Source organism: Helicobacter japonicus (assembly GCF_000762845.2).
GTDB lineage: Bacteria > Campylobacterota > Campylobacteria > Campylobacterales > Helicobacteraceae > Helicobacter_C > Helicobacter_C japonicus.
Genome location: NZ_JRMQ02000005.1, coordinates 1 through 20,907, shown reverse-complemented (window position 1 = coordinate 20,907; position 20,907 = coordinate 1). Strand labels below are relative to the sequence as shown.

General features: G+C 36.6%; 19 protein-coding genes. 12 read left to right on the top strand and 7 right to left on the bottom strand.

Annotated elements, in window-relative coordinates; translation table 11 throughout:
* Window positions 1-2: 2 nt before the first annotated feature.
* The 3 genes from secA to LS65_RS04725 all read left to right on the top strand — a co-directional run bounded on the left by secA (window position 3) and on the right by LS65_RS04725 (window position 4,184).
* Window positions 3-2,558, top strand: coding sequence for a preprotein translocase subunit SecA (secA, locus tag LS65_RS04735; protein ID WP_034360683.1), 2,556 nt, complete (start codon window positions 3-5; stop codon window positions 2,556-2,558).
* Complete coding sequence (locus tag LS65_RS04730; protein ID WP_034360685.1) at window positions 2,558-3,832, top strand: ABC transporter permease; 1,275 nt, start codon at window positions 2,558-2,560, stop codon at window positions 3,830-3,832. Before secA ends, LS65_RS04730 begins: the two co-directional genes overlap by 1 nt.
* 106 nt (window positions 3,833-3,938) lie before the next feature.
* The gene (locus LS65_RS04725; protein WP_034360687.1) at window positions 3,939-4,184 is read left to right on the top strand and encodes an RNA recognition motif domain-containing protein; all 246 of its coding nucleotides are present in this window, start codon (window positions 3,939-3,941) and stop codon (window positions 4,182-4,184) included.
* 18 nt (window positions 4,185-4,202) lie between these two features.
* On the opposite strand, the gene hypE is transcribed toward LS65_RS04725, so the two are convergent.
* The 7 genes from hypE to hypF all read right to left on the bottom strand — a co-directional run bounded on the left by hypE (window position 4,203) and on the right by hypF (window position 12,275).
* Window positions 4,203-5,213 carry a hydrogenase expression/formation protein HypE gene (gene hypE / locus LS65_RS04720; RefSeq protein WP_034360689.1) on the bottom strand — a complete coding sequence of 337 codons (1,011 nt, stop codon included), beginning with the start codon at window positions 5,211-5,213 and terminating at the stop codon, window positions 4,203-4,205.
* A 12-nt stretch (window positions 5,214-5,225) separates the two neighbouring features.
* A complete protein-coding gene (locus tag LS65_RS04715; protein ID WP_034360691.1) occupies window positions 5,226-6,917 on the bottom strand; it encodes an AAA domain-containing protein in 1,692 nt (563 codons plus the stop codon).
* Between the two features lie 3 nt (window positions 6,918-6,920).
* The gene (gene hypD / locus LS65_RS04710; protein WP_034360693.1) at window positions 6,921-8,048 is read right to left on the bottom strand and encodes a hydrogenase formation protein HypD; all 1,128 of its coding nucleotides are present in this window, start codon (window positions 8,046-8,048) and stop codon (window positions 6,921-6,923) included.
* Between the two features lie 6 nt (window positions 8,049-8,054).
* Entirely contained in the window at window positions 8,055-8,819 is a 765-nt protein-coding gene (locus tag LS65_RS04705; protein WP_138129776.1) for a glycosyltransferase family 25 protein, read from the bottom strand.
* 61 nt (window positions 8,820-8,880) lie between these two features.
* Complete coding sequence (locus LS65_RS04700; protein WP_034362993.1) at window positions 8,881-9,141, bottom strand: HypC/HybG/HupF family hydrogenase formation chaperone; 261 nt, start codon at window positions 9,139-9,141, stop codon at window positions 8,881-8,883.
* Between the two features lie 9 nt (window positions 9,142-9,150).
* The gene (hypB, locus tag LS65_RS04695) at window positions 9,151-9,879 is read right to left on the bottom strand and encodes a hydrogenase nickel incorporation protein HypB (protein WP_034362995.1); all 729 of its coding nucleotides are present in this window, start codon (window positions 9,877-9,879) and stop codon (window positions 9,151-9,153) included.
* Window positions 9,879-12,275, bottom strand: coding sequence for a carbamoyltransferase HypF (gene hypF / locus LS65_RS04690; RefSeq protein ID WP_052061142.1), 2,397 nt, complete (start codon window positions 12,273-12,275; stop codon window positions 9,879-9,881). The genes hypB and hypF overlap by 1 nt, the downstream gene beginning before the upstream one ends.
* Window positions 12,276-12,400: 125 nt before the next feature.
* On the opposite strand from hypF, the gene LS65_RS04685 reads away from it, so the two are divergent.
* The 9 genes from LS65_RS04685 (at window position 12,401) to LS65_RS04645 (ending at window position 20,759) form a co-directional block, all read left to right on the top strand.
* Window positions 12,401-12,628 (top strand): hypothetical protein, encoded by a 228-nt coding sequence (locus LS65_RS04685; RefSeq protein WP_138129775.1) that lies wholly within the window; start codon window positions 12,401-12,403, stop codon window positions 12,626-12,628.
* Window positions 12,588-13,490: a glycosyltransferase family protein gene (locus tag LS65_RS04680; protein WP_236096634.1), complete on the top strand. Its 903-nt coding sequence runs from the start codon at window positions 12,588-12,590 to the stop codon at window positions 13,488-13,490. Before LS65_RS04685 ends, LS65_RS04680 begins: the two co-directional genes overlap by 41 nt.
* On the top strand, window positions 13,487-14,254 hold the full coding sequence (locus LS65_RS04675) for a glycosyltransferase (RefSeq protein ID WP_236096633.1): 768 nt from the start codon (window positions 13,487-13,489) through the stop codon (window positions 14,252-14,254). Before LS65_RS04680 ends, LS65_RS04675 begins: the two co-directional genes overlap by 4 nt.
* A gap of 9 nt (window positions 14,255-14,263) precedes the next feature.
* Window positions 14,264-15,151: a Gfo/Idh/MocA family oxidoreductase gene (locus LS65_RS04670; protein WP_052061044.1), complete on the top strand. Its 888-nt coding sequence runs from the start codon at window positions 14,264-14,266 to the stop codon at window positions 15,149-15,151.
* A gap of 10 nt (window positions 15,152-15,161) precedes the next feature.
* Window positions 15,162-16,313 (top strand): FAD-dependent oxidoreductase, encoded by a 1,152-nt coding sequence (locus LS65_RS04665; RefSeq protein WP_034361395.1) that lies wholly within the window; start codon window positions 15,162-15,164, stop codon window positions 16,311-16,313.
* A 40-nt stretch (window positions 16,314-16,353) separates the two neighbouring features.
* Window positions 16,354-17,562, top strand: a complete 1,209-nt coding sequence (locus LS65_RS04660; protein ID WP_034361396.1) for a phosphoglycerate kinase — start codon at window positions 16,354-16,356, stop codon at window positions 17,560-17,562.
* 16 nt (window positions 17,563-17,578) lie between these two features.
* Complete coding sequence (locus LS65_RS04655; RefSeq protein WP_034361397.1) at window positions 17,579-18,727, top strand: MFS transporter; 1,149 nt, start codon at window positions 17,579-17,581, stop codon at window positions 18,725-18,727.
* The gene (locus tag LS65_RS04650) at window positions 18,717-19,661 is read left to right on the top strand and encodes a ferritin-like domain-containing protein (RefSeq protein WP_236096632.1); all 945 of its coding nucleotides are present in this window, start codon (window positions 18,717-18,719) and stop codon (window positions 19,659-19,661) included. Before LS65_RS04655 ends, LS65_RS04650 begins: the two co-directional genes overlap by 11 nt.
* 138 nt (window positions 19,662-19,799) lie before the next feature.
* The gene (locus LS65_RS04645; protein WP_034361398.1) at window positions 19,800-20,759 is read left to right on the top strand and encodes an SLAC1 anion channel family protein; all 960 of its coding nucleotides are present in this window, start codon (window positions 19,800-19,802) and stop codon (window positions 20,757-20,759) included.
* Window positions 20,760-20,907 lie beyond the last annotated feature (148 nt).

Here is a 20,907-nt window from a genome sequence, read left to right as displayed (position 1 = left end):
GTATGATTCAAACTCTTGTCTCAAAAATTTTAGGCTCACGCAATAATAAACTTATTAAACTTTACAACAAAGAAGTGCAAATTATCAATGCTTTAGAATCTACCTATCAAGCCTTGAGTGATGAGGAACTTCAAAACGCTTTCAATGAGTTAAAAACAAAAATCCAAAGCGGTGAGGAAACGCTTCAGTCAATCCTACACAAAAGTTTTGCCATCACGCGAGAAGCGAGTAAGCGCACACTTGGTATGCGACATTTTGATGTGCAACTTATCGGTGGTATGGCACTTAATGATGGGCGCATAGCAGAGATGAAAACAGGAGAGGGAAAAACGCTTGTGGCAACTCTTGCAGCCTGTCTTAATGCACTTTGTGGGCGAGGTGTGCATATTGTAACCGTTAATGATTATCTAGCAAACAGAGATGCGAGGGAACTAGAACCACTATATAATTTTCTAGGCTTTAGTGTGGGTGTGATTACAGGTGAGATACACGATGATAATGAGCGTCTAAAAGCCTATGCGTGTGATGTGGTATATGGCACAAATAATGAGTTTGGTTTTGATTATTTGCGTGATAATATGAAATATGATTTAAGTCAAAAGGTGCAAAGAGAGCATTATTTTGCAATTATTGATGAAGTAGATTCTATTCTTATTGATGAAGCACGCACGCCTCTTATCATCTCTGGACCTGTCAATCGCACATTAGAACACTATCAACTTGCTAATAGCGTAGCTCAAAAACTTAAAAATGGAGAGGATTTTAGCATTGATGAAAAAAATCGTGTCATTCTTCTTAATGAAGAAGGCATTAAAAAAGCCGAGAATCTTTTTAAAGTGGATAATCTATATAGCATTGAAAATGCGGCACTTTCTCATCATCTTGACCAAGCACTTAAAGCCAATTATCTTTTTATCAAAGACAAAGATTATGTCGTGCAAAATGATGAAGTAGTCATTGTTGATGAATTTACAGGACGACTAAGCGAAGGTAGGCGATTTAGTGAAGGACTGCATCAAGCCATAGAGGCAAAAGAAAAAGTAGATATTAAAGAAGAAAGCCAAACACTTGCAGATATTACCTTTCAAAACTATTTCCGACTCTATGAAAAACTCTCTGGTATGACAGGCACAGCACAAACTGAAGCAAGTGAATTTTTGCAAATCTATAATCTTGAGGTTGTGAGTATTCCTACAAATGTCCCTGTGCAACGCAAAGACCTCAACGACCTCATTTACAAAAGTGAAAAAGAAAAATTTAATGCTGTGGTAAGTAAGATTCAAGAACTCCACAAAAAAGGACAGCCTGTGCTTGTAGGAACTGCAAGTATTGAAAAAAGTGAGATTTTACACGAACTCCTTAAAAAACATAGAATCCCTCACACCGTGCTTAATGCAAAACAGCACAGCAAAGAAGCTGAAATCATTAAAGATGCAGGAGTAAAAGGAGCAGTAACAATTGCTACAAATATGGCAGGACGTGGCGTAGATATCAAAATCAATGATGAAATACGCGAACTTGGAGGATTGTATATTATTGGGACTGAAAGACACGAGAGTCGCCGCATTGATAATCAATTGCGTGGAAGAGCTGGAAGACAAGGCGACCCAGGTATTAGTCAATTTTATTTAAGCCTTGAAGATTCTTTGCTTAGAATCTTTGGGAGCGATAAAATTAAAGGCATTATGGAAAGGCTTGGGCTTAAAGAGGGAGAACATATAGAATCTGGGCTTGTTACACGTTCTGTAGAAAACGCACAAAAAAAGGTAGAAAGCCTACATTTTGAATCAAGAAAGCATTTGCTTGAATACGATGATGTCGCTAATGAGCAACGCAAAGCTGTATATAAGCTAAGAAATGAATTACTTGATGAGCATTGTTCTTTAGAAGAACGCATAAAAACTAATCGCGAACTTAGCGCACAAACATTGCTTTATAAAGCACAGATTCTACCTGGTGATGATAGTGCGGATTTCAATCTCTCATCACTCAAGGCTCAAGCATTAGAGGATTTGGGACTAGATATAGGAAATTGTGAGAATCTTGGCTATGATGATTTACTTACAAAAATTATCACACAAATGGAGCAAGGCTACGAAGACAAAATGTCAAAGGTTGGCACAGAACAAAGGGCTCAAATTGAGCGTATCATATATTTGCAAGTGCTTGACAACTCGTGGAGAGAGCATCTTTACACAATGGATAATCTCAAAACAGGCATAGGACTAAGAGGATATAATCAAAAAGATCCACTCGTTGAATACAAAAAAGAAAGCTATAATCTTCTTTTGGAATTTGTAGAAAATCTTAAATTTGAAACAACCAAAATGCTTCAAATCATTCAACTTAAAGAAAAAGAGGAAGAAGAAACCAATAAAATGCTTCAAAATATGCAAGAAGAGCTTGAAGAGAATTTGCAAAATGTTAGCACAAATGCAGATTCTAGTCCTGCACCTAAGGTAAAAGTATCACGCAATGACCCTTGTCCTTGCGGAAGTGGTAAAAAATACAAAGTGTGCCACGGTAAAAGCGGACCTAAAAAAGGTTTGCTTGCATAATGAAAACGCTTATTCTCTATCTTTTACCGCGTTATTTGCGTTTTGATAAAACACAACCTTTTATCTCTATTACTGCACTACTTGCATTTTTTGGTGTAGGTATTGGCGTTATGGTGCTGTGTGTAGCAATGGCTATTATGAATGGTATGTCAAAAGAATTTGAGCGCAAACTCTTTGTGATGAATTATCCTTTAAGCGTGTATTCTATGACTTATCAAGGCGTAGATGATAAAATACTTGAATCTTTAAAAAAACAATTTCCTCAATTTCTTTTTAGCCCGTATTTGCGCTATCAAGCAGTAAGTAAAGTAGGTAATAGTATGAATGCGGCTATGGTTTTTGGTGTAGATATGAGTGCAGAATCTCAACTCAATGAAGTTGTAAATAGAGCCTTTGAGCCTCAAAATAGCGAATCTCTCACGCAACAAGAGAGGGAAAAGCTAAAGGCAGAAAATATTGCAAGATTCAAAGAAAGGACTTTTTCAATTCTCATAGGCAAAGGTTTTGAAGATTTTTTTAATCTTGAAACAAATGACAAAATTGACTTATTCTTTACGCAGCTTGAGCCTTCAGGCTTTAGCTATACACCCATCAATAAGCGATTTCATATCGCAGGATTCTTTGAATCTGGATTGCGTGCTTATGATGAGGCTTATACCTATACAAATTTAAGTGCCTTGCAAAAAATTCGCCGCTTAGATGAGGGTATATATGATGGCATACATATTTTTACGCCAAAGCCTATGCAAGACATTCACGCCATTGCCGATTTTCTTATCACAGAATTTCCAAATCGTGCAGGAATTGAAGGTTGGTGGCAACAAAATGGCAATTTTTTCTCGGCGTTAGAGCTTGAAAAACGCGCACTTTTTATTGTGCTTATGCTGATTATCGTAATGGCAAGCTTAAATATCATTAGCTCCTTGCTTATGGTTGTTATGAATCGCCGTAAAGAAATTGCTTTGCTTCTCTCACTTGGTGCAAGCAAGCAAGAGATTAAGTCTGTATTTTTTTGGGTAGGGAACGCTATTGGGCTAAGTGGTATCGCGCTTGGTATAATCCTTACAGGCATTGCGATGTATGTGCTTGATACCTTTCCTATTATCTCACTCCCTGCAGATGTTTATGGTAGCTCAAAACTTCCACTTGATTTGTCTTTTCTTGATTTTTTTCTCACAATCATAGGAGCAATTATTATCGTATGTCTTTCATCATATTATCCTGCAAAAAAAGCTTCATCGGTAGATACTTTGCAAGTTTTACGCAACGAATAACACATTCAAGGCTGTTTTAAGAATTTTGTAAGTAAATAAATCATAGCATATAAACACACCTTTACTAATAATAATGCAGGGGTTGATTACTTTTTTAGGAGTTCCTTTGAAAACACTTTATGTAGGAAATTTGGTTTATGCAGTTACGCGCGATGAGCTTAAAGAGCTATTCTCTCAATTCGGTGAAGTCTCTTCTGTAAAACTTATCAATGATAGAGAGAGCGGCAAACCAAAAGGTTTTGGTTTTGTAGAAATAGACGATGAAGGCGCACTAAAAGCTATTGATGCATTGAATGAAAAAGATTTTCGCGGACGCAATCTCCGTGTCAATGAAGCACGACCACGTGAATAAACTAAGACTAGAGAGATTCTAACAAATTCTAGGGAGAAGTTCTCCTTGTGGATATTCCAAATAACGTTTTCCACCCCACGCATTATACAAAATAACACGTGCTTGATTTATATCTTGCACTTTATGTGATACGCGACCAATGACACAAGCATTTGCACCAAGCGGGTGAGATTTAAGTAATGCTAATACTTTTTCACTTTCACTTGGGGGGACAGCCATCACGCATACCCCCTCATTTGCCAAACTCAATGCTTCAAGTCCTAAAATCTCACATACACCTTTGACTTGCTGTAATATGGGGATATTCTCCTCTTCAATGATAATCTCTGTCTGCGTAGCCCTAACCCATTCGTTGAGCACTGCAGCCAACCCACCTCGTGTCGCATCGCGCATTGTATGTATATGATAGTTATGGAGGGATTCTACCATTGGATACAGTTGCGCACAATCACTTTGCAAATCACTCTGTAAAGCAATCTCATTTCTTGAGCAAAATATTACTGCTCCGTGTGTGCCAACAGGTGCGCTCACAATAATCTCATCACCCTCTTGTATATTTTGGACACACCAATTTACTTTACTCACCTCACCTATGGCGGTCGTATTGATATAGATTCTATCTGCCGCACCTTTTGGCACAACTTTTGTATCGCCCGATAGAATCTTTAAGCTTCCATTTACCGCTTCTGTGCGTATAGAATGGAGAATCTTCTCTAAATCTGCCACACTAAATCCCTCTTCTAAAATAAATCCTAAGCTTAAATATCTAGGCTTAGCCCCGCGCATAGCAATATCATTACTTGAGCCACATACACATAGCTTACCTATATCACCACCAGGGAAAAATATCGGACTTACCACATAGCTATCTGTGCTTAGTGCTATTTTTCCTTTGCTTTCGCACACTCCAGCATCTTCCCCGCCATCTACAATTATATCCCCTAGAATCTTATAGATAACCCCCTCAATAAGCGCATTAGATTCCACACCTCCACTACCCTGTGAGAGAGTAATACACTGCTCTTTCATTGTCGCTCCTTTTTAATTGATTGCACTCATATTATTAATTACGTGAGCGTGCTGTAAAATCGCCCAAATCAACTGCCCTTTTTGCTTACTCCAAAATGTATAATCGCATACAATAAAAAAGCGTTTTTTAGTGCGTGAAATTGCTACATTCAGCGCATAAAGTGCGTGAGTTTGGTTAGAATCTGTGAGGTGGTAATGCAAACTCACAGGAGAAAAAATAACATTATCAAACTCTTGTCCTTGAGAGCCGTGAATGGTAAAGATTCTCTCTCTTGGCATATGGCGCATAAGTCTTTGCCTTTGCTTAACAAAAGGTGTAATTATTGCATAGCTTTCTTGGTTAAATTTTGCACATAAATACTCGCACGCACGAGCTTCACTCTCACTTATATGCTTATCTTGCTCACTCTTTTTCCCACTATCAAGCACAAAAAGCTCCATTTGCTCTCCATTACCCTCTAATCCAATATGATAAATATATGTATCAAGAATATGTGCGAGATTATCTCCATAACGATAAGTTTTGCTTAATTTACTCATACGCATTAAAGAAAAATAAGGTATATCGCAAGTTTGCCCATATTTTTTTATAATTTCTTTTATAGATGTGCCTTGACACAGAGATTCTATAAAAAGTGCAGAGAGATTCCATATATGCGCACTTTCATTTTTTGGCTTCATAAGCTCATTAAGAGGCATTTCGCACACAGGAGAGAGTTGTTTATGGTCGCCAAAAAGTGCAAGAGGCGTGTTATCAATACATAATGCACAAGTCTTAATCAGCGGGGCATAGGCACATTCATCTAAAAAAATATGTGAAAACTTAAGCTCTAAAATTTCATATCTTTTAATAAAGCCATCAAGCGTTACTCCTACGACAAAAGCATTTTTAAGACGAGTTTTGAGCGTATCTTGAAAATTAAAAAGATTTGCTCCATCTTTTTGCTCCAATAAGCTCGGGTCGCAAGTTTGTGGAAATTCTTTCATATAATGTAAAGTAGGTGTGCCTAATCGCAAAATATTCTTACGCTCTAATCCTAGAGCATCAAATTGCTTAATAAGTGTGCGAAGAACCTGTTCTAGTGCATTATTTGTAGTAGCAATAACAGCAACTTTTTTGCCTTGCTTGATATAATACAAAAGTGCCTCAAAAAGCACTGCTTGAGTTTTGCCTGTGCCCGGAGGTCCCCATACATAGCTCAAAGGATTTGTAAGCACCATAGATAGTGCTTGGTTTTGCTCCTCGCTTAAAGCTGATATATAAGGCACTTCATTGGCTACAATAACCTGAGGCAACGTAACTTTGTGTCCATATTTACTAAAAAAATCCTCTACATTCTTCACTAAAAACTTCAAATCACTAAAAAGTGCAAATGCAATATTATTCTTTTGTGCCTTGGATAGAATCTTTGCCATATCAAGAGATAAAGAAAAATAAAGCACTTTTTGTTTCTCATCATAAAAATGTAATTGTATAGGCTCTTCTTCTGCAATATTATAGAGCTCTTCCCCCACACGTAATAACAAAGCCCCCGTAATCTTTAAATCCATATCTACTACATTGTTTTTAAGCCATAGTATCAATTCATCATTTTTTAATTCATAACGCGCAATAGCAACTTCGCTTAATCCTAGATTCTTATCCTGCAAATATTCATAATATTGCTGCGCTGCTTTTACGAGGACTTCTTGCAAATCTTCCATTGATTACATTACACTACCATATTTATAATACGCTGCACAAGCTCCCTCGCTACTTACCATACAGCTTCCCAAAGGATTGCTCGGCGTGCAAGCCTTGCCAAACACCTTACAATCAAGCGGTTTTGCTACACCTCGCAAAATATCACCACAGCGACACGCCTTATTATCAGGGATTGGTTCTTTACTCAAAATATTTTCAAACATAATTTCAGCATCTAAGGGGGCATATTCTTTTTTAAGTTTGAGTGCGGAATGCGTTATGTTTCCAAGCCCTCGCCACTCAAAATTCTCTCTTGTCTCAAAATACTTCTCTACCATTGCTTGAGCTTTAAGATTCCCCTCCATAGTAACTACACGTTTATACTGAATCTCAAGTGCTACCTTTTTTTGTGCTGCAAGTTCTGTAAGAATATAAATACTCTCCATCATATCCACTGGCTCAAATCCACTCACCACAATAGGCAAAGAAAATTGACGCATAATATCTTCATAAATTTTTGCCCCACTTATTACACTTACGTGAGAGGGAGCAATAAGCGCATTAACGCGGCATTGCTTAGAATCTAAAATTGCTTTTACAGGTGGTGGCACAAGCACGTGATTAATATGAAAAAACACATTTGTAAGCTGAGATTCTATAACTTTTTCAATTAATGCCGCAGTCATAGGTGTAGTCGTCTCAAAGCCAATAGCAAAAAACACAATGCGCTTGTGTGGATTTTCTTTTGCAATTTTTAGCACCTCAAAAGGTGAATATAAAAATCGCACATCAGCTCCTTTTGCCCTTGCACTTGCTAGGCTTCCGTTACTGCCGGGCACTTTTATCATATCGCCCAGAGTGAGTAAAATTACATCTTTTTGCATAGCCATTTCATAAGCTTGATTAATGCGATTTTTGGGCATTACACACACAGGACAACCCGGTCCGTGTATAAACTCAATATTTTTTGGAAGCAGATGGTGTAATCCATAGCGCATAATCGTATGTGTATGTCCTCCGCATACTTCCATAATATAAAGTGGCTCACTTAAACATTGTGCTACCTTTTCTATACGCTTGGCATAGGCTAAGATAACATCTTTATCACGAAAATTTTGTATGAAATCTAATGGTTTTACACTTTTAAGCACGATATACTACCCCCCCCCCCCGCTGATAGAATCTAAAGCAACTTTGGGTATAATGAGGCTTTTTTTGTTAAAAGTTAAATATATTAATCTTTTAACTTGAAAAATTAAGCGGGTGCATTCTCTTATAATTTTTAAAGGCAGTGGCGGCTTACTCCATCGCCCTGAAATAGTGCTTTCTATCTCTACTTCACCCATTATAGATTTTATACAAATTGTAGGAATATTGTGAATATAAAACATTCCCATATAATCATCTACAGGACGATACCACATTTTAGCAGATTCTATAAAAGCTTTTGCCCCAATAGGCGTAATATAATAACCTTGTGTTCCTACGATTTGTCCAAAAGTGATGTAAAAATTATCAGGCAAAATAAGAGCTTTAACTTGTTTATTTAAAAACATTAATCGCACATACGCATATTCACTCTTGCTTATACGAGCAATTTCTGTCCAAAAATTCTTAAGAAACAAAACATCATCTTCTAAAACAACAATAGGCTCATTAAGTTCTACACATTTTTGCCATAGACTATAATGACTTGCAAAACACGCCCTCTCTCCATCGCTCATTTCTTTCCCACGAAAAAGCAAACTTGCAATTTTAGAATATTGGCTAAAACGCAAATGCTCTCCCGCTTTCGCATCAATAGCATCAAAAAAGATAATCTCAAAACCTTTTTTTTCCTCATTACTCATTCTATCAAATTGCTCTTGCATAAGTTTTCTACGCTCTTTAGCTCGTTTGAGATTCACAATAAAAATTTTCATCTATTCTTTTTAAGCCTCCTCTTTTTCAAAAACTCACTAACTTTTTACCACTTTTAAAATCTTATTGATTTGCCCTTGCTAATTCCTCTTCCTCTTCTTGCATAGATTCCAAAATCTGCTCATACAGCCTTAAACTCTCTCTTGCACTCTCTTCATCAATCTTACTCATTACATAGCCAATATGCAATAATACCCAATCACCTATTGCTGCCTTTTCATCGAGCAAATCCAAACTCGCCTCACGTTTGACACCTAATGTATCTACAACTGCCATATTATTCTCTTTCAATTCTATAACTTTAGAAGGGATAGCTAAGCACATAAAATCTCCTTAAAATTGATGAAGTGAGTGATAATTTTGTGCTTTTTTTTGCATTATAAAATCACGCACTTTTGCAATACTCTCACACTCTTTTTTATTTGTTAAAAAAATTGGCACATTTGCCTTAAGACGTGCTAAATCATTTTGCACTCGCTCCAAATTAAAATCAAAATATTCTATCATATCCGCCTTACTTATAATCACCGCATCAGCACACATAAACATAGTAGGATATTTTAAAACCTTATCATCGCCTTCAGGTGTGGAAAGCAACACGATATTAAGACTTGCACCCACATCATAGCTTGCTGGACATACAAGATTGCCTACATTTTCAATAAACAAATAATCCATTTGCTGCATATCACACTGCTTTTGTAGCTCAAAAAGAGCAGATTCTATCATTGAGGCTTCTAAATGACAAGCCTCTCCAGTGGTTATTTGATATGCGCTCACACCTTTTGCCTCTAACCTCTGCGCATCGCGGTTTGTTTGCAAATCTCCTTCAAGCACACAAAAAGCAAAATCCTTAAACTCGCTCAAAGCTTCTAAAAGTGTTGTTTTACCACTGCCCGGAGAACTCATAAGATTTATCACATACACACCTAAATCTGCATATTGCGCACGCAATTCATTCGCTTTCATATCATTTTTGGAGAGAATCTTTTGTGCGACTTGAATCGATTTTTTATTTAAATTTGGATTATTTTCTAATCGCTCTTTGCGACTTAGATTCATTATTTTCTCCTTGTTAATGTGCTAAACACTGCTTGTCCAAAGCTAATGTTTGCGTCATTGCACGGTATTCTTTCGTGCATATAAAAAGGAAACTGATTATTGACAAACAAAGTATAGATTCTATCACAAAGAAACTTATTTGCAAATACGCCACCACTAAAATATATGTTTAATGGCATATTTTTTTGCTGTTGAGCTTTTTGAGCAAGGGCAAGGGCAATATGTGCAAGTGTATGTAAAAAACGATGAGCCGCCCTCTCAACTCCTTGTGTATCTCTATCATCAAGCACTCCTTGAATAATCCCTCTAAAACAAATTGTGTCTTTTATAAAATTAAACTCATAAGGCTCTAGCTTGCTTCCATATTTGCTACAATCGCGCAATGCGTAAGATTCTATTAATGCTCCACTTTGCCCCTCATAACTTTGCACCTCTAAAAGTCCGAGCAAATAAGCAACAGCGTCAAAAATCCTACCTACTGAACTTGTTTGTGGATAAATTCCACTTTTAAAGCTACTTTGCAAAAGTGCCAACTCTGCGGGAGTAAAATGCACTCTATTTTGCGCATTATCCAAACCATAGTGCCATATAAGACTTAAGGCAAGTTTGCCAATATCTTTTATCGCACTCTCTCCTCCTAAAAGAGTAAATTCCTCAAAATACCATAATCTTTTCATATCTCCTGCATTCTCATTTGGCTCATAAATAAAACACTCTCCTCCCCAAATATGCCCATCTTCGCCAAGCCCTGTGCCGTCCCATATAATACCAATCCCCGCTTTATCTAAATCATTAGATTCTGCAAGGATTGCATAAAAATGCGCCTTATGATGAGAGAGGGAATATTTTTTTACTCCTTGAGATTCCACCTCTGTGGCAAAATGTGTAGAAGCATAATAAGGATGCAAATCACAACCTAATGCCTTAATCTCTTGCGTATAAAGCTTGGTAAAAAAATCATAATGCAATGTATAGCGTATGAGTGAATCTACACTATGTAAATCCCCAATATATGGGCTAATCACAGCTTGACAATCCACATTTGAAGTTGTATTTATAAAGCATAGAGTTGATTTTTGTTGCGCACCCACACCTATGATAACACCCTCTTGTGTATCGTGGTGCTGATAAAAAGAGGTGTTTTTGTTATCTAAGGGAAGCGTAAAGCTTAAAGAAGCAGGTGCATAACCTCTTGCTAAGCGCAAAATACGCATTTTCCCTGCCATAAAACGCACAATGCTATCATCAATAGGATTACAAATACTACGATTATAGTCAAGTGCAACATCATATACTGCATTTACACCCCCTAGCTTTTGTTCTAGTGCTGAAAAATCAGCAATGATTGGCTCACCAGAGAGATTAGCACTCGTGAAGATAAGAGGCATATCAAGGTAGTCAAAAAGCAAGTGCATAATGCCATTATAAGGCAAAATTGCTCCTAAAGTATGCACTTGTGGGGCAATAAGTTCTAAAACTTCCTCATTGAGAATCCCACCCTTAGTAAAATGTTTCTCTAAAAGCACAATAGGAGCTTGTGGGGATAATAATGCACTTTTTTCCTCTTCGTTTATATGGGCGACAGAGTTTATATCTTGCAGATTCTTAAACATAATCGCAAAGGGTTTTTTTGGACGATTTTTACGCTTACGCAGAGTTTTAATTGCTTGAGCGTTGTTCGCATTTGCAACTAAATTGAATCCACCTACACCTTTTATTGCAATAATCTTACCTGCTTTGATTTTTTGTGCGATGAGTTCTATAAGCTTTATAGCATCTTGAGATTGGCTAAAAGAATGCTTTGTGCCATACTCATCAATCACACACATTTGTATAGCACACCTATGACAGGAGTTTGGTTGGGCGTGAAATCGCCGATTAAGTGGATTCTCATATTCACTTTGACAAGATTCACACATTACAAAATCACTCATAGAAGTGTGGATTCTATCATAGGGCAAGGCTTTAATAATAGAATATCGCGCCCCACATTCCGTGCAGGTAGTAAAAGCATAATGCAAAAAACGCTCCTTACTTTTCATATCATTTAAACACTGCTCACAAATACGCATATCAAGCGGTAAAAGTGTCGGTAAAAGTGCAGAACAATCAGCAGATTCTCTAATTTCAAAACAATCACTTAAAATATGAGGAGTGCTTATAGGTGTGATAGAATGTCGCGTAATGTGTGCATTAGGGGGAGGAGAAGAAAGAATATGCGATATAAACTCCCCAAGTTGCTCTTGAGATGAGACTTCAAGCACAATAAAAAGCTTATCATATTGATTTTGCACATAGCCCTTTAAACCCATTTTATGTGCAAGGCGATACACAAATGGGCGAAAACCCACACCTTGTATAATACCAAAAAGTTCTATTGCGTATGTGTTTTTCATATACAAAGTATAACACCTCTTCTCAAATCAAAATCTTCTATAAAAGACTTTTATTTCTCAATATTCTATGCTACAATAAATGCAAGGCAATTTAAAAATTTCTTAGATTTCATAGAAAGGCTTTTATGCAAGAGAATTTTACATCACCGATTCTTGATAAACATCGCGTCATCTCCATAGCACTTTTAAATCAACATATCAACACAGATTCACTTAAAGCTTTAAGCCTGCGCTTGAAACAGAGGTTTGCATATTTTGAGATTCTCTTATTAAATCCTATTTTGAGCCTCAATACACCAAATAATAAAAAATATGCTAAAAAGGAATATATTACTACCCCCCCCCCCCGATAGCATAGATTCAAGTGATAATGCAAACGCGAAAAATCTCACAAAAAATTCTCATATAGATACACTTCTTAGCTCTGTGGCAAATGTGCGGATTCTGGAGATTATCTCTCCTGTTGGGAGTTATGAGAATCTCGGCTCATTGCAATATGAGATTTTTTTGCAAAACTGCATTGGCGATTATTTATTATTTATGGATTTATCAAGTGATAGCCTTGATGATTGCCTCGCTATGCTTACACTTGCACAAAACTATGATATGGTGATTGCCACAAGAAAAGTCAAGCCTCAAAGCTTTATGCAAAAAATAGGCTCGAAGCTTTTTTACAAAACACTTGCACTCTTTGGTGAAAGAGTAAGAGAGGATTATAGTGAGTTTTGTGTCATTTCACGCAAGGTTATCCACACGCTTTTATCAAATCACCACGACATTAAACTTTTAAGACTATTACATTTTGATGCAACACTCAATATTTATGAATATCCCTATACGCCCTCGCATTCACCAAAAAGAAAGTTTTTAGATTCGCTCTTTCTTGGACTTGATATAATCTTTGGAGAATCTTACAAGCTTTTAAGGCTTGGCACTTGTATGTGTCTGCTCCTTGCTTGTGGAAACGCACTCTATGCACTCTATATCCTCTGTGCTTTTTTCTTTCTCCCCTCTATCGCAAGTGGCTGGACTTCTACTTCGCTCTATATGGTGGCAATGAATATTGGCTTATTTTTAATGCTTTCAATCATTGGTGAATATGTACGTATCGTGCTTTTAAGGCTAAAAGATACGACACCCTATGAAATCATAGACGAAAAAAGCTCTGTCGTGCTTGATTTTCAAGAAAAAAACATACAAAAGGTGCTGCAATGATAGAATCTAAGAATGCAATTTTAAATATCATCATTCCTGTTTTAAATGAAGAAAAACGATTACAAAATGGCATACAAAAAGCCATTTGCTTTTTGAGAGCAGAAAAAATCCCCCATATCCTTAGCATTGTAGATAATGGCTCAACAGATTCTACACCACAACTTGCAAAGACATTATGTGAGAATCTCAACAAAGAGGCAAGTTCTACCTTTTCTTGTGTAGAGTATTTACGCTTAGAGGAAAAAGGTGTTGGTTTAGCCTTAAGAAGCGCGATAAAGCACAATGCTGCAAGAAGTGAGCCTTGTTCTTTCATTGGTTATATGGATTTAGATTTATCAACGGATTTATATCATTTAAAAGAAGTATATGAAAATCTATGCAATGGAGTAGAGATTATTGTCGGCTCTAGGCTTTTGCAAGATTCTCAAGTTATTGGGAGAAGTTTGACAAGAGAAATACTCTCAAGGGGGCTAAATTGTATTGTAAAAATTGCGCTCAAAACGACATTTAGCGATGCAATGTGTGGCTTTAAGTTTTATCAATCCTATATTGCTGAAAGGCTTAAAAATTTGTGTAATGAGGATAAAAGCTGGTTTTATTGCGCACAAATGCTTATCATAGCGCAATATCAAGGTTTGCCTATTAAAGAAATTGCGGTCAAATGGGAAGATGAAACAACAGAATCTAAAGTCAAAATCTTTTCACTCTCGCGCATTTATTTGAGTGAAATTTGGCGTTTATATAAGCTTTTACATAGAAAATAAAGGAGGAGTATGCAAAAGGCAGTATTGATAGGCAGAGGCTATTGGGGCAAGATTTTGCATTCATACATACAAAAGCATTATGAAATATGTGGCATTTTTGGCAGTGATACGCAAGAGCAGATTCTCAAACAAGCATTAAACAAGGCAGAATCTGCATTTATTGCCACGCCACTTGCTTCACATTTTATGCTTTCAAAACTCGCTTTAGAACATCACTGCAATGTCTTTGTTGAAAAGCCAAGCTGCGCTACACAAGATGAGTTTAAAACTTTGCAATTACTCTCAAAGGCGCATAATAAGATTTTCTTTACAGATTATATTTATACACTTTCACAATCTATCCTCTATGCTATGCAAATGTTGCAAGATGACAAAGCTCAAATACAAGCCATTGAAGCGACAATCACACAATATGGTAATTTCTATGAAAATGAGAGTGTGTTAGAAGTCATTGGCGTGCATTATTTGAGTGTGTTTGCCTTAATGCAAGAGATTGGCTTATTAGAGAATCTCTGTGTGCAAGAGTGCAAGTTTTTAGATTCTAAAAAACAAAGTGCGTTACTTAGTCTTTACGCACAACAAGGCAAGAGGCAGATTCCACTAAAGATTCTCTGTTCATTACTTTCAAATGAGAAAAAGCGGATTTTAAGTATTCAAACGCAGGATTTTACACTCCATATTGATATGCTTTCACAAAATCCCTTACAAGTATATATTATAAAACAAACGCCCTTACAAGATAAAATATTACCAATCTTTGATGAGAGTAATAATCTTAACTTTGCACTTAAAAATTTTAAGGATATGTGTGAAAATAGACACGACTATAAAAGGCACTTAAATTTCTCTCAAACAACGCTCAATCTACTCGCACAAGCCCATAGTAAAGCTATTTGAAAGTCATATAATGCCAAAACACAACACATATGATTGTATCATTATCGGTGGCGGATTCTTTGGTGCATATATTGCGCTTTATCTCAAGCAAAAGTTTCAATCTATTTTGCTCATTGAACAAGAAAAAGATTTGCTTTTGCACGCAAGTATCAATAATCAAGCTCGCGTGCATAATGGCTACCACTACCCACGTAGCCTTAGCACAGCTATAAGCAGCTCGCGTCATTTTCAAACTTTCTGCAGGGATTTTAAAGAATCTATCAAAGATGATTTTCAAAAATATTATGCGATTGCAAATATTGGCTCAAAAACCTCTAGCACACAATTTTATAGACTTTTTAAACAATTTAATATTTATATACAATCTGCTCCCTATCATATTAAAGCAATGTTTAATCCTAATTTTATAAGTGATGTATTTTGCGTGCGTGAATACGCATTTGATGCTACTATCTTACGCGCAATGCTAAGGGATAATCTTGATTGCAAACATATAGAAATAGCCACAAACACTCAATCTCTTTATGTGAAAGAGGATAAAAAGGGTTTATACGTTGCGATTACCCCATATACAGAGCAAAACAAAATACAGCAAACAGATTCTAGGAATCTCTATGCACCTTTAATATTAAACTGCACTTATGCTGGGATAAACAGCTTACTCAAACGCTCACATTTACCATTATTACCACTCAAATACGAAATGACAGAAATGGCTTTGGTAAATATACCTCCTGCCCTTAAAAATATGGCTATAACAATTATGGACGGAGCATTTTTCTCTCTTATGCCCTACCCACCAAAGCAATGCTATACTCTAAGCCACGTGCGATATACACCGCATTTTGCTTGGCAAGATTCTAATGCCATAGAATCTTATAACCCTTATGCAACACTCAATGCTTTTAAGCAGAAGGCAAAAAGCAATTTTCCACTTATGTTGGCTGATTGCAGACGCTATATGCCACTATTAGAATCTTTAGATTATAGAGATTCGCTTTATGAGATAAAAACTTTACAGATTCAAAATGAAATTGATGATGGCAGACCTATTGTGTTTGCAAAGGATTATGGACTAAAAGGCTTTTGCATAATTATGGGCGGTAAAATTGACAATATCTATGAGATTCTTGAACTGCTTGCAGTAGAGTTTAATATTTAAACTGCTAAAATAGCATAAAACTTTCTCAAGGAGCAGTTTAATGAAAGAAACAGGCATTGAACTTATGAAAAATACAAAAAGTGTGCGAGATATTGAAATAAAAGATAAAAGAGTGCTTATTCGTGTGGATTTTAATGTACCAATGGATGAGGATTTTGATATTTCAGATGACACACGTATCCGTGAGGCACTGCCAACTATCAACTACTGCATTGATAATCACGCGCAAAATATTGTCCTTGTAAGCCATTTGGGACGCCCTAAAGGAAGAAGTGCGGAATTTTCGCTTAAACACGTGCTTAAACGTGTAGAACGCCTTTTGGGGCGAGATATAGCTTTTGCAGAGAGCATAGAAAATGTAGAATCTTTACAACAACAAAGTGAGAGTGGCAGTGTAATTTTACTTGAAAATATCAGATTCTATGAGGGAGAAGAAAAAAATGATGATGAACTCTCTGCTAAACTCGCTTCACTCTGTGATATATATGTCAATGATGCCTTTGGGACAAGTCACCGTGCTCATTCAAGCACTTGTGGTATTGCCAAATATGCTAAAGAGCGAGTAGCAGGACTGCTCCTTAAAAAAGAAATAGATTCATTTGCTAAAGCTATGGCAAATCCGCTCAAACCTGTGTTGCTTATCGTTGGTGGAAGTAAAGTTAGCTCAAAACTTGCTCTTTTGCATAATATCCTTAATGTTGTGGATAAAATTATTATAGGTGGTGCGATGAGCAATACTTTTCTTAAAGCACGAGGCTTTGATATGCAAAAATCTCTCGTGGAAGATGATTTAGTAGGTGATGCACGAAAAATACTTGATAAAGCAAGGGAAGGAAAGGTCAAAATCTATCTTCCCGTAGATGTGGTAAGCACCGATGATATAAAAGAACATCGCAATATTAAGATTACTCCCGCACAAGATATTCCAGAGGGCTTTATGGCAGTAGATATGGGACCTGCGACAAGCAAGCTCTTTAGTGAGGTGGTGCGAGATTCTCAAACAATTATTTGGAATGGTCCGCTCGGTATTTATGAAATACAAGCTTTCTCGCGTGGAACATTTAATCTAGCTCACGCTGTGAGTGATACCTATGCCTTTAGTCTCATAGGTGGTGGGGATACTGCTGATGCAATAGATAAAGCAGGAGAACGTGATAATATGAGCTTTATCTCTACAGGAGGTGGAGCAAGTTTGGAGCTTCTTGAGGGAAAAATCCTCCCTGCTTTTGAGGTGCTCGAGCATAAGTAAATTTTAAAGTATAAAAATGGGCGCAAAAGCGATAATTAGCATTGTTTATATAGCAATCGCAACGCTTTCAAGTGTTTATATCCCGCAACCGCTTTTGCCTCTTTTGGCACAAGAATTTCATACCTCCACACAAAGTGCTTCAGCAATTATCTCCATTACACTTTTGCCTATGGCATTTGCACCACTTTTTTATGGATATTTCTTAGAAAACAATCAGCCTAAAATAATTCTTGCATTTTCTTTGCTTGTTGCAGGAGGTTTTCAAATTCTCCTTGCTTGGTGCGATAATTTGCAGCTTTTTTTATATCTGCGTTTTATACAATCTCTCTTTTTTCCGGCGATTCTTACGACCCTTTTAACCATTCTCACACGCTTACAAAGCTTCTCCTTGCAATTTAATGTCAGTATTTACATCGCCTCTACGATTGCTGGGGGCTTAGTTGGCAGAATGGGCGGGGCATATCTCACAGAAATATTTTCGTGGCAAATATGCTTTATCATTCTTGGTATATCTTTGATTTTGGGAGGTTTTTTTACATTAATTTGGATTGGCACAACACAACAGATTCTTTCAAAAATCTCTTTCAAACAAATGCTTCCTTTTCTCACCAACACAACCTCGCTTATTATCTTAGGCAGTGTTTTTGTAATGTTTTTTAGCTTTCAAGCTGCACTTAACACGCTTCCTTTTCACGCGAGGGATATTTTCCCACATATCAGTCAAAACGAGATTGGGCGACTCTATCTAGGGTATAGTGTGGGGATTGTCGTCTCACTTTTAGCTAGTCATATCACGAGGTTATGGGGTGGCAAAGAAAAAACAATTTTTATAAGCCTTAATGTATTTTCGTTCGGGTTGTGCGTATTTTTGATAGATTCTATTGCGTGGGTATATGTGGGAATGTTTGTAATGTGCTTTGGTTCTTTTATCGCACATTCCGTGCTTAATGCACTTAATAGCTCCCTGAGCACACAACACAAAGGCGTATTAAGTGGCTTGTATTTGAGCTTCTACTATACAGGCGGCGCACTTGGCTCTTATCTTTCATCTTTTATTTTTGAAGAATTTGGTTGGCAGATTCTTATCATCTCCCTTGCCGTGCTTGTGAGCCTCACTTCAATCATTTTTTACATACACACTAGAAAGGGCATAAATGTTTTTTGATATGCTTTTTGACACACTCAATGCCAGCACACCAGAACAAAAATGCGCACGATTAAACGCATTTGCCACGCGCTACAAAGATACTTTAGAATCCGCGAGTATTTTAGAATCTCATCAAATGTTAGAATCTACCCATATTTCAAAACATCATATTTTAGATTCTCATAGTGCCACAAAACCTACCAAAGAGTTAAATTCTCAAATTTTAGAATCTAACCTTGAATTTTTAAATGATAAAAATGTCCCCATCTATCCGCTTCAAAATCCATCTTATGCAGGATTTTGCACCATTACTCACCCCACAAAAATCCGCCGACCAAAGCACATTAAGAGTGAGCAAAGCCTCGCTAAAGTCCTACATTCTATTGTGCATATCGAGTATAGCGCGATTGATTTAGCCCTCGATGCAATGTATCGCTTTAGAGGATTACCGCCATCTTATTATTATGATTGGCTTATAGTGGCACTTGAGGAGGAACTACACTTCCGCCTGCTGCGCGAGTGCCTCAATGGATTAGGTTATGAATATGGCAACTTTCCGGTGCATAGCCAACTTTTTGATGCACAAAAGGCAACTTCTCACTTAAGCGATAGAATGGCTTTGCTTCATCGAGGATTAGAAGCAAATGGGCTTGATTCCAATCCATTTATTGTTCATAAGGTGCAAGAATTTGAGCATACAACCACACCACAACTCCTTGAAGCGTTGGCAATTATTTTGCGTGATGAAATTTCACATGTAAAAAAGGGTGATAAATGGTGGAAATATAGCTGTGCTTCCCCTACAACACAAAATTTTTTGGCGACTTTGCAACATTTTCGCACTTTTTATCACACTCCCAAAACATTAAATATTCAAGCACGCCTTCAAGCTGGTTTTTTACTTGATGAGATTGATGCAATGCAAATGTATTTTCAAAATAAAATCCTATAAACACAAGAATCAACAATTAAAAACCTCATAACTTTGTGCCAAAAATATCTTTGTATTTAAGCAATAATTGTAAATAATAAGTATAATTAACATTTTACAAATAGATTCTAATGCTTACAAACCATAAGGAGGGTTGTTATGGAAGAGACTAAACCATCTCGTTTGCAATATTTTCCTGTGATGATGTTTGCTATTACAATGGGGCTTGGAGGACTTGCGCTAGACTATAAAAAAGCTATTGAAGTGCTTTCTTTTCCACCTATTTTATTTCAGATTCTTTGTGTCATTGTTTCAGCTCTTTCATTGATTATTTTTTGCTTTTATATGCTTAAATTTTTGAAATATCCACGAGCCATTTTGAGTGAATTTACTCACCCTGTAAAACTCAATTTTTTTGCTACAATCTCTATGTCGGCTTTACTTCTTTCAAATATATTTCACAACATTGCCCCTCTTTCTCGCACACTTTTTTTCCTCGCTGCAGGATTCCAAATCTTCATCGCCCTTTATGCCATTACTTATTGGCTCAACAAAGATATAGAATTTGCGCATTCTAATCCTGCTTGGTTTATTCCCGTTGTTGGAAACCTTCTTGTAACAACGGCTGGGGTAGGATTTGCCAATCACACTCTCTTGATGTTTTTCTTTTCTTTAGGAATCTTTTTTTGGATTATCCTTACGGCAATTTTATTTAATCGCATTATTTTTCACGGAATGTTAGCCCAAAAATTTCTCCCCACACTTGCTATTTTTATTGCCCCTCCTGCTGTTGCAATGCTAGGCTATCTTAGAATCAACAATGGAGAATTTGATTTATTTGCTGAAATTCTTCTAAATATCGCCATCATTTTTGCCCTTATTCTCTTTGCCCTTGCAAAAAGCTTCTATAAAATTAAATTTTTTATCTCGTGGTGGGCATTTACCTTTCCCTTTGCTGCCCTCACATTAGCACTCCTTGTAGCATATGAAAAAACCTCTATCTTGCTATATTATTTCTTAGGTTTCTTTTCTCTTATACTCACAACCTGTATTATCATATTTGTAGGAATAAAAACAATTCAAGCAATTTTTCGTGGAGAAATTTGCAAAGAAGAGTAAAAACAAAATAGAACTTCTTTAATTTGAGATTTAAGATATACGCATTTAACCCTATAGCTTTAAAATTTAATCCTTATAAATTCACTATGAAAGTGAACCAATTAGGCTTTTTTTCTCTTCAATATTATAAATACAATTACAATAAAAG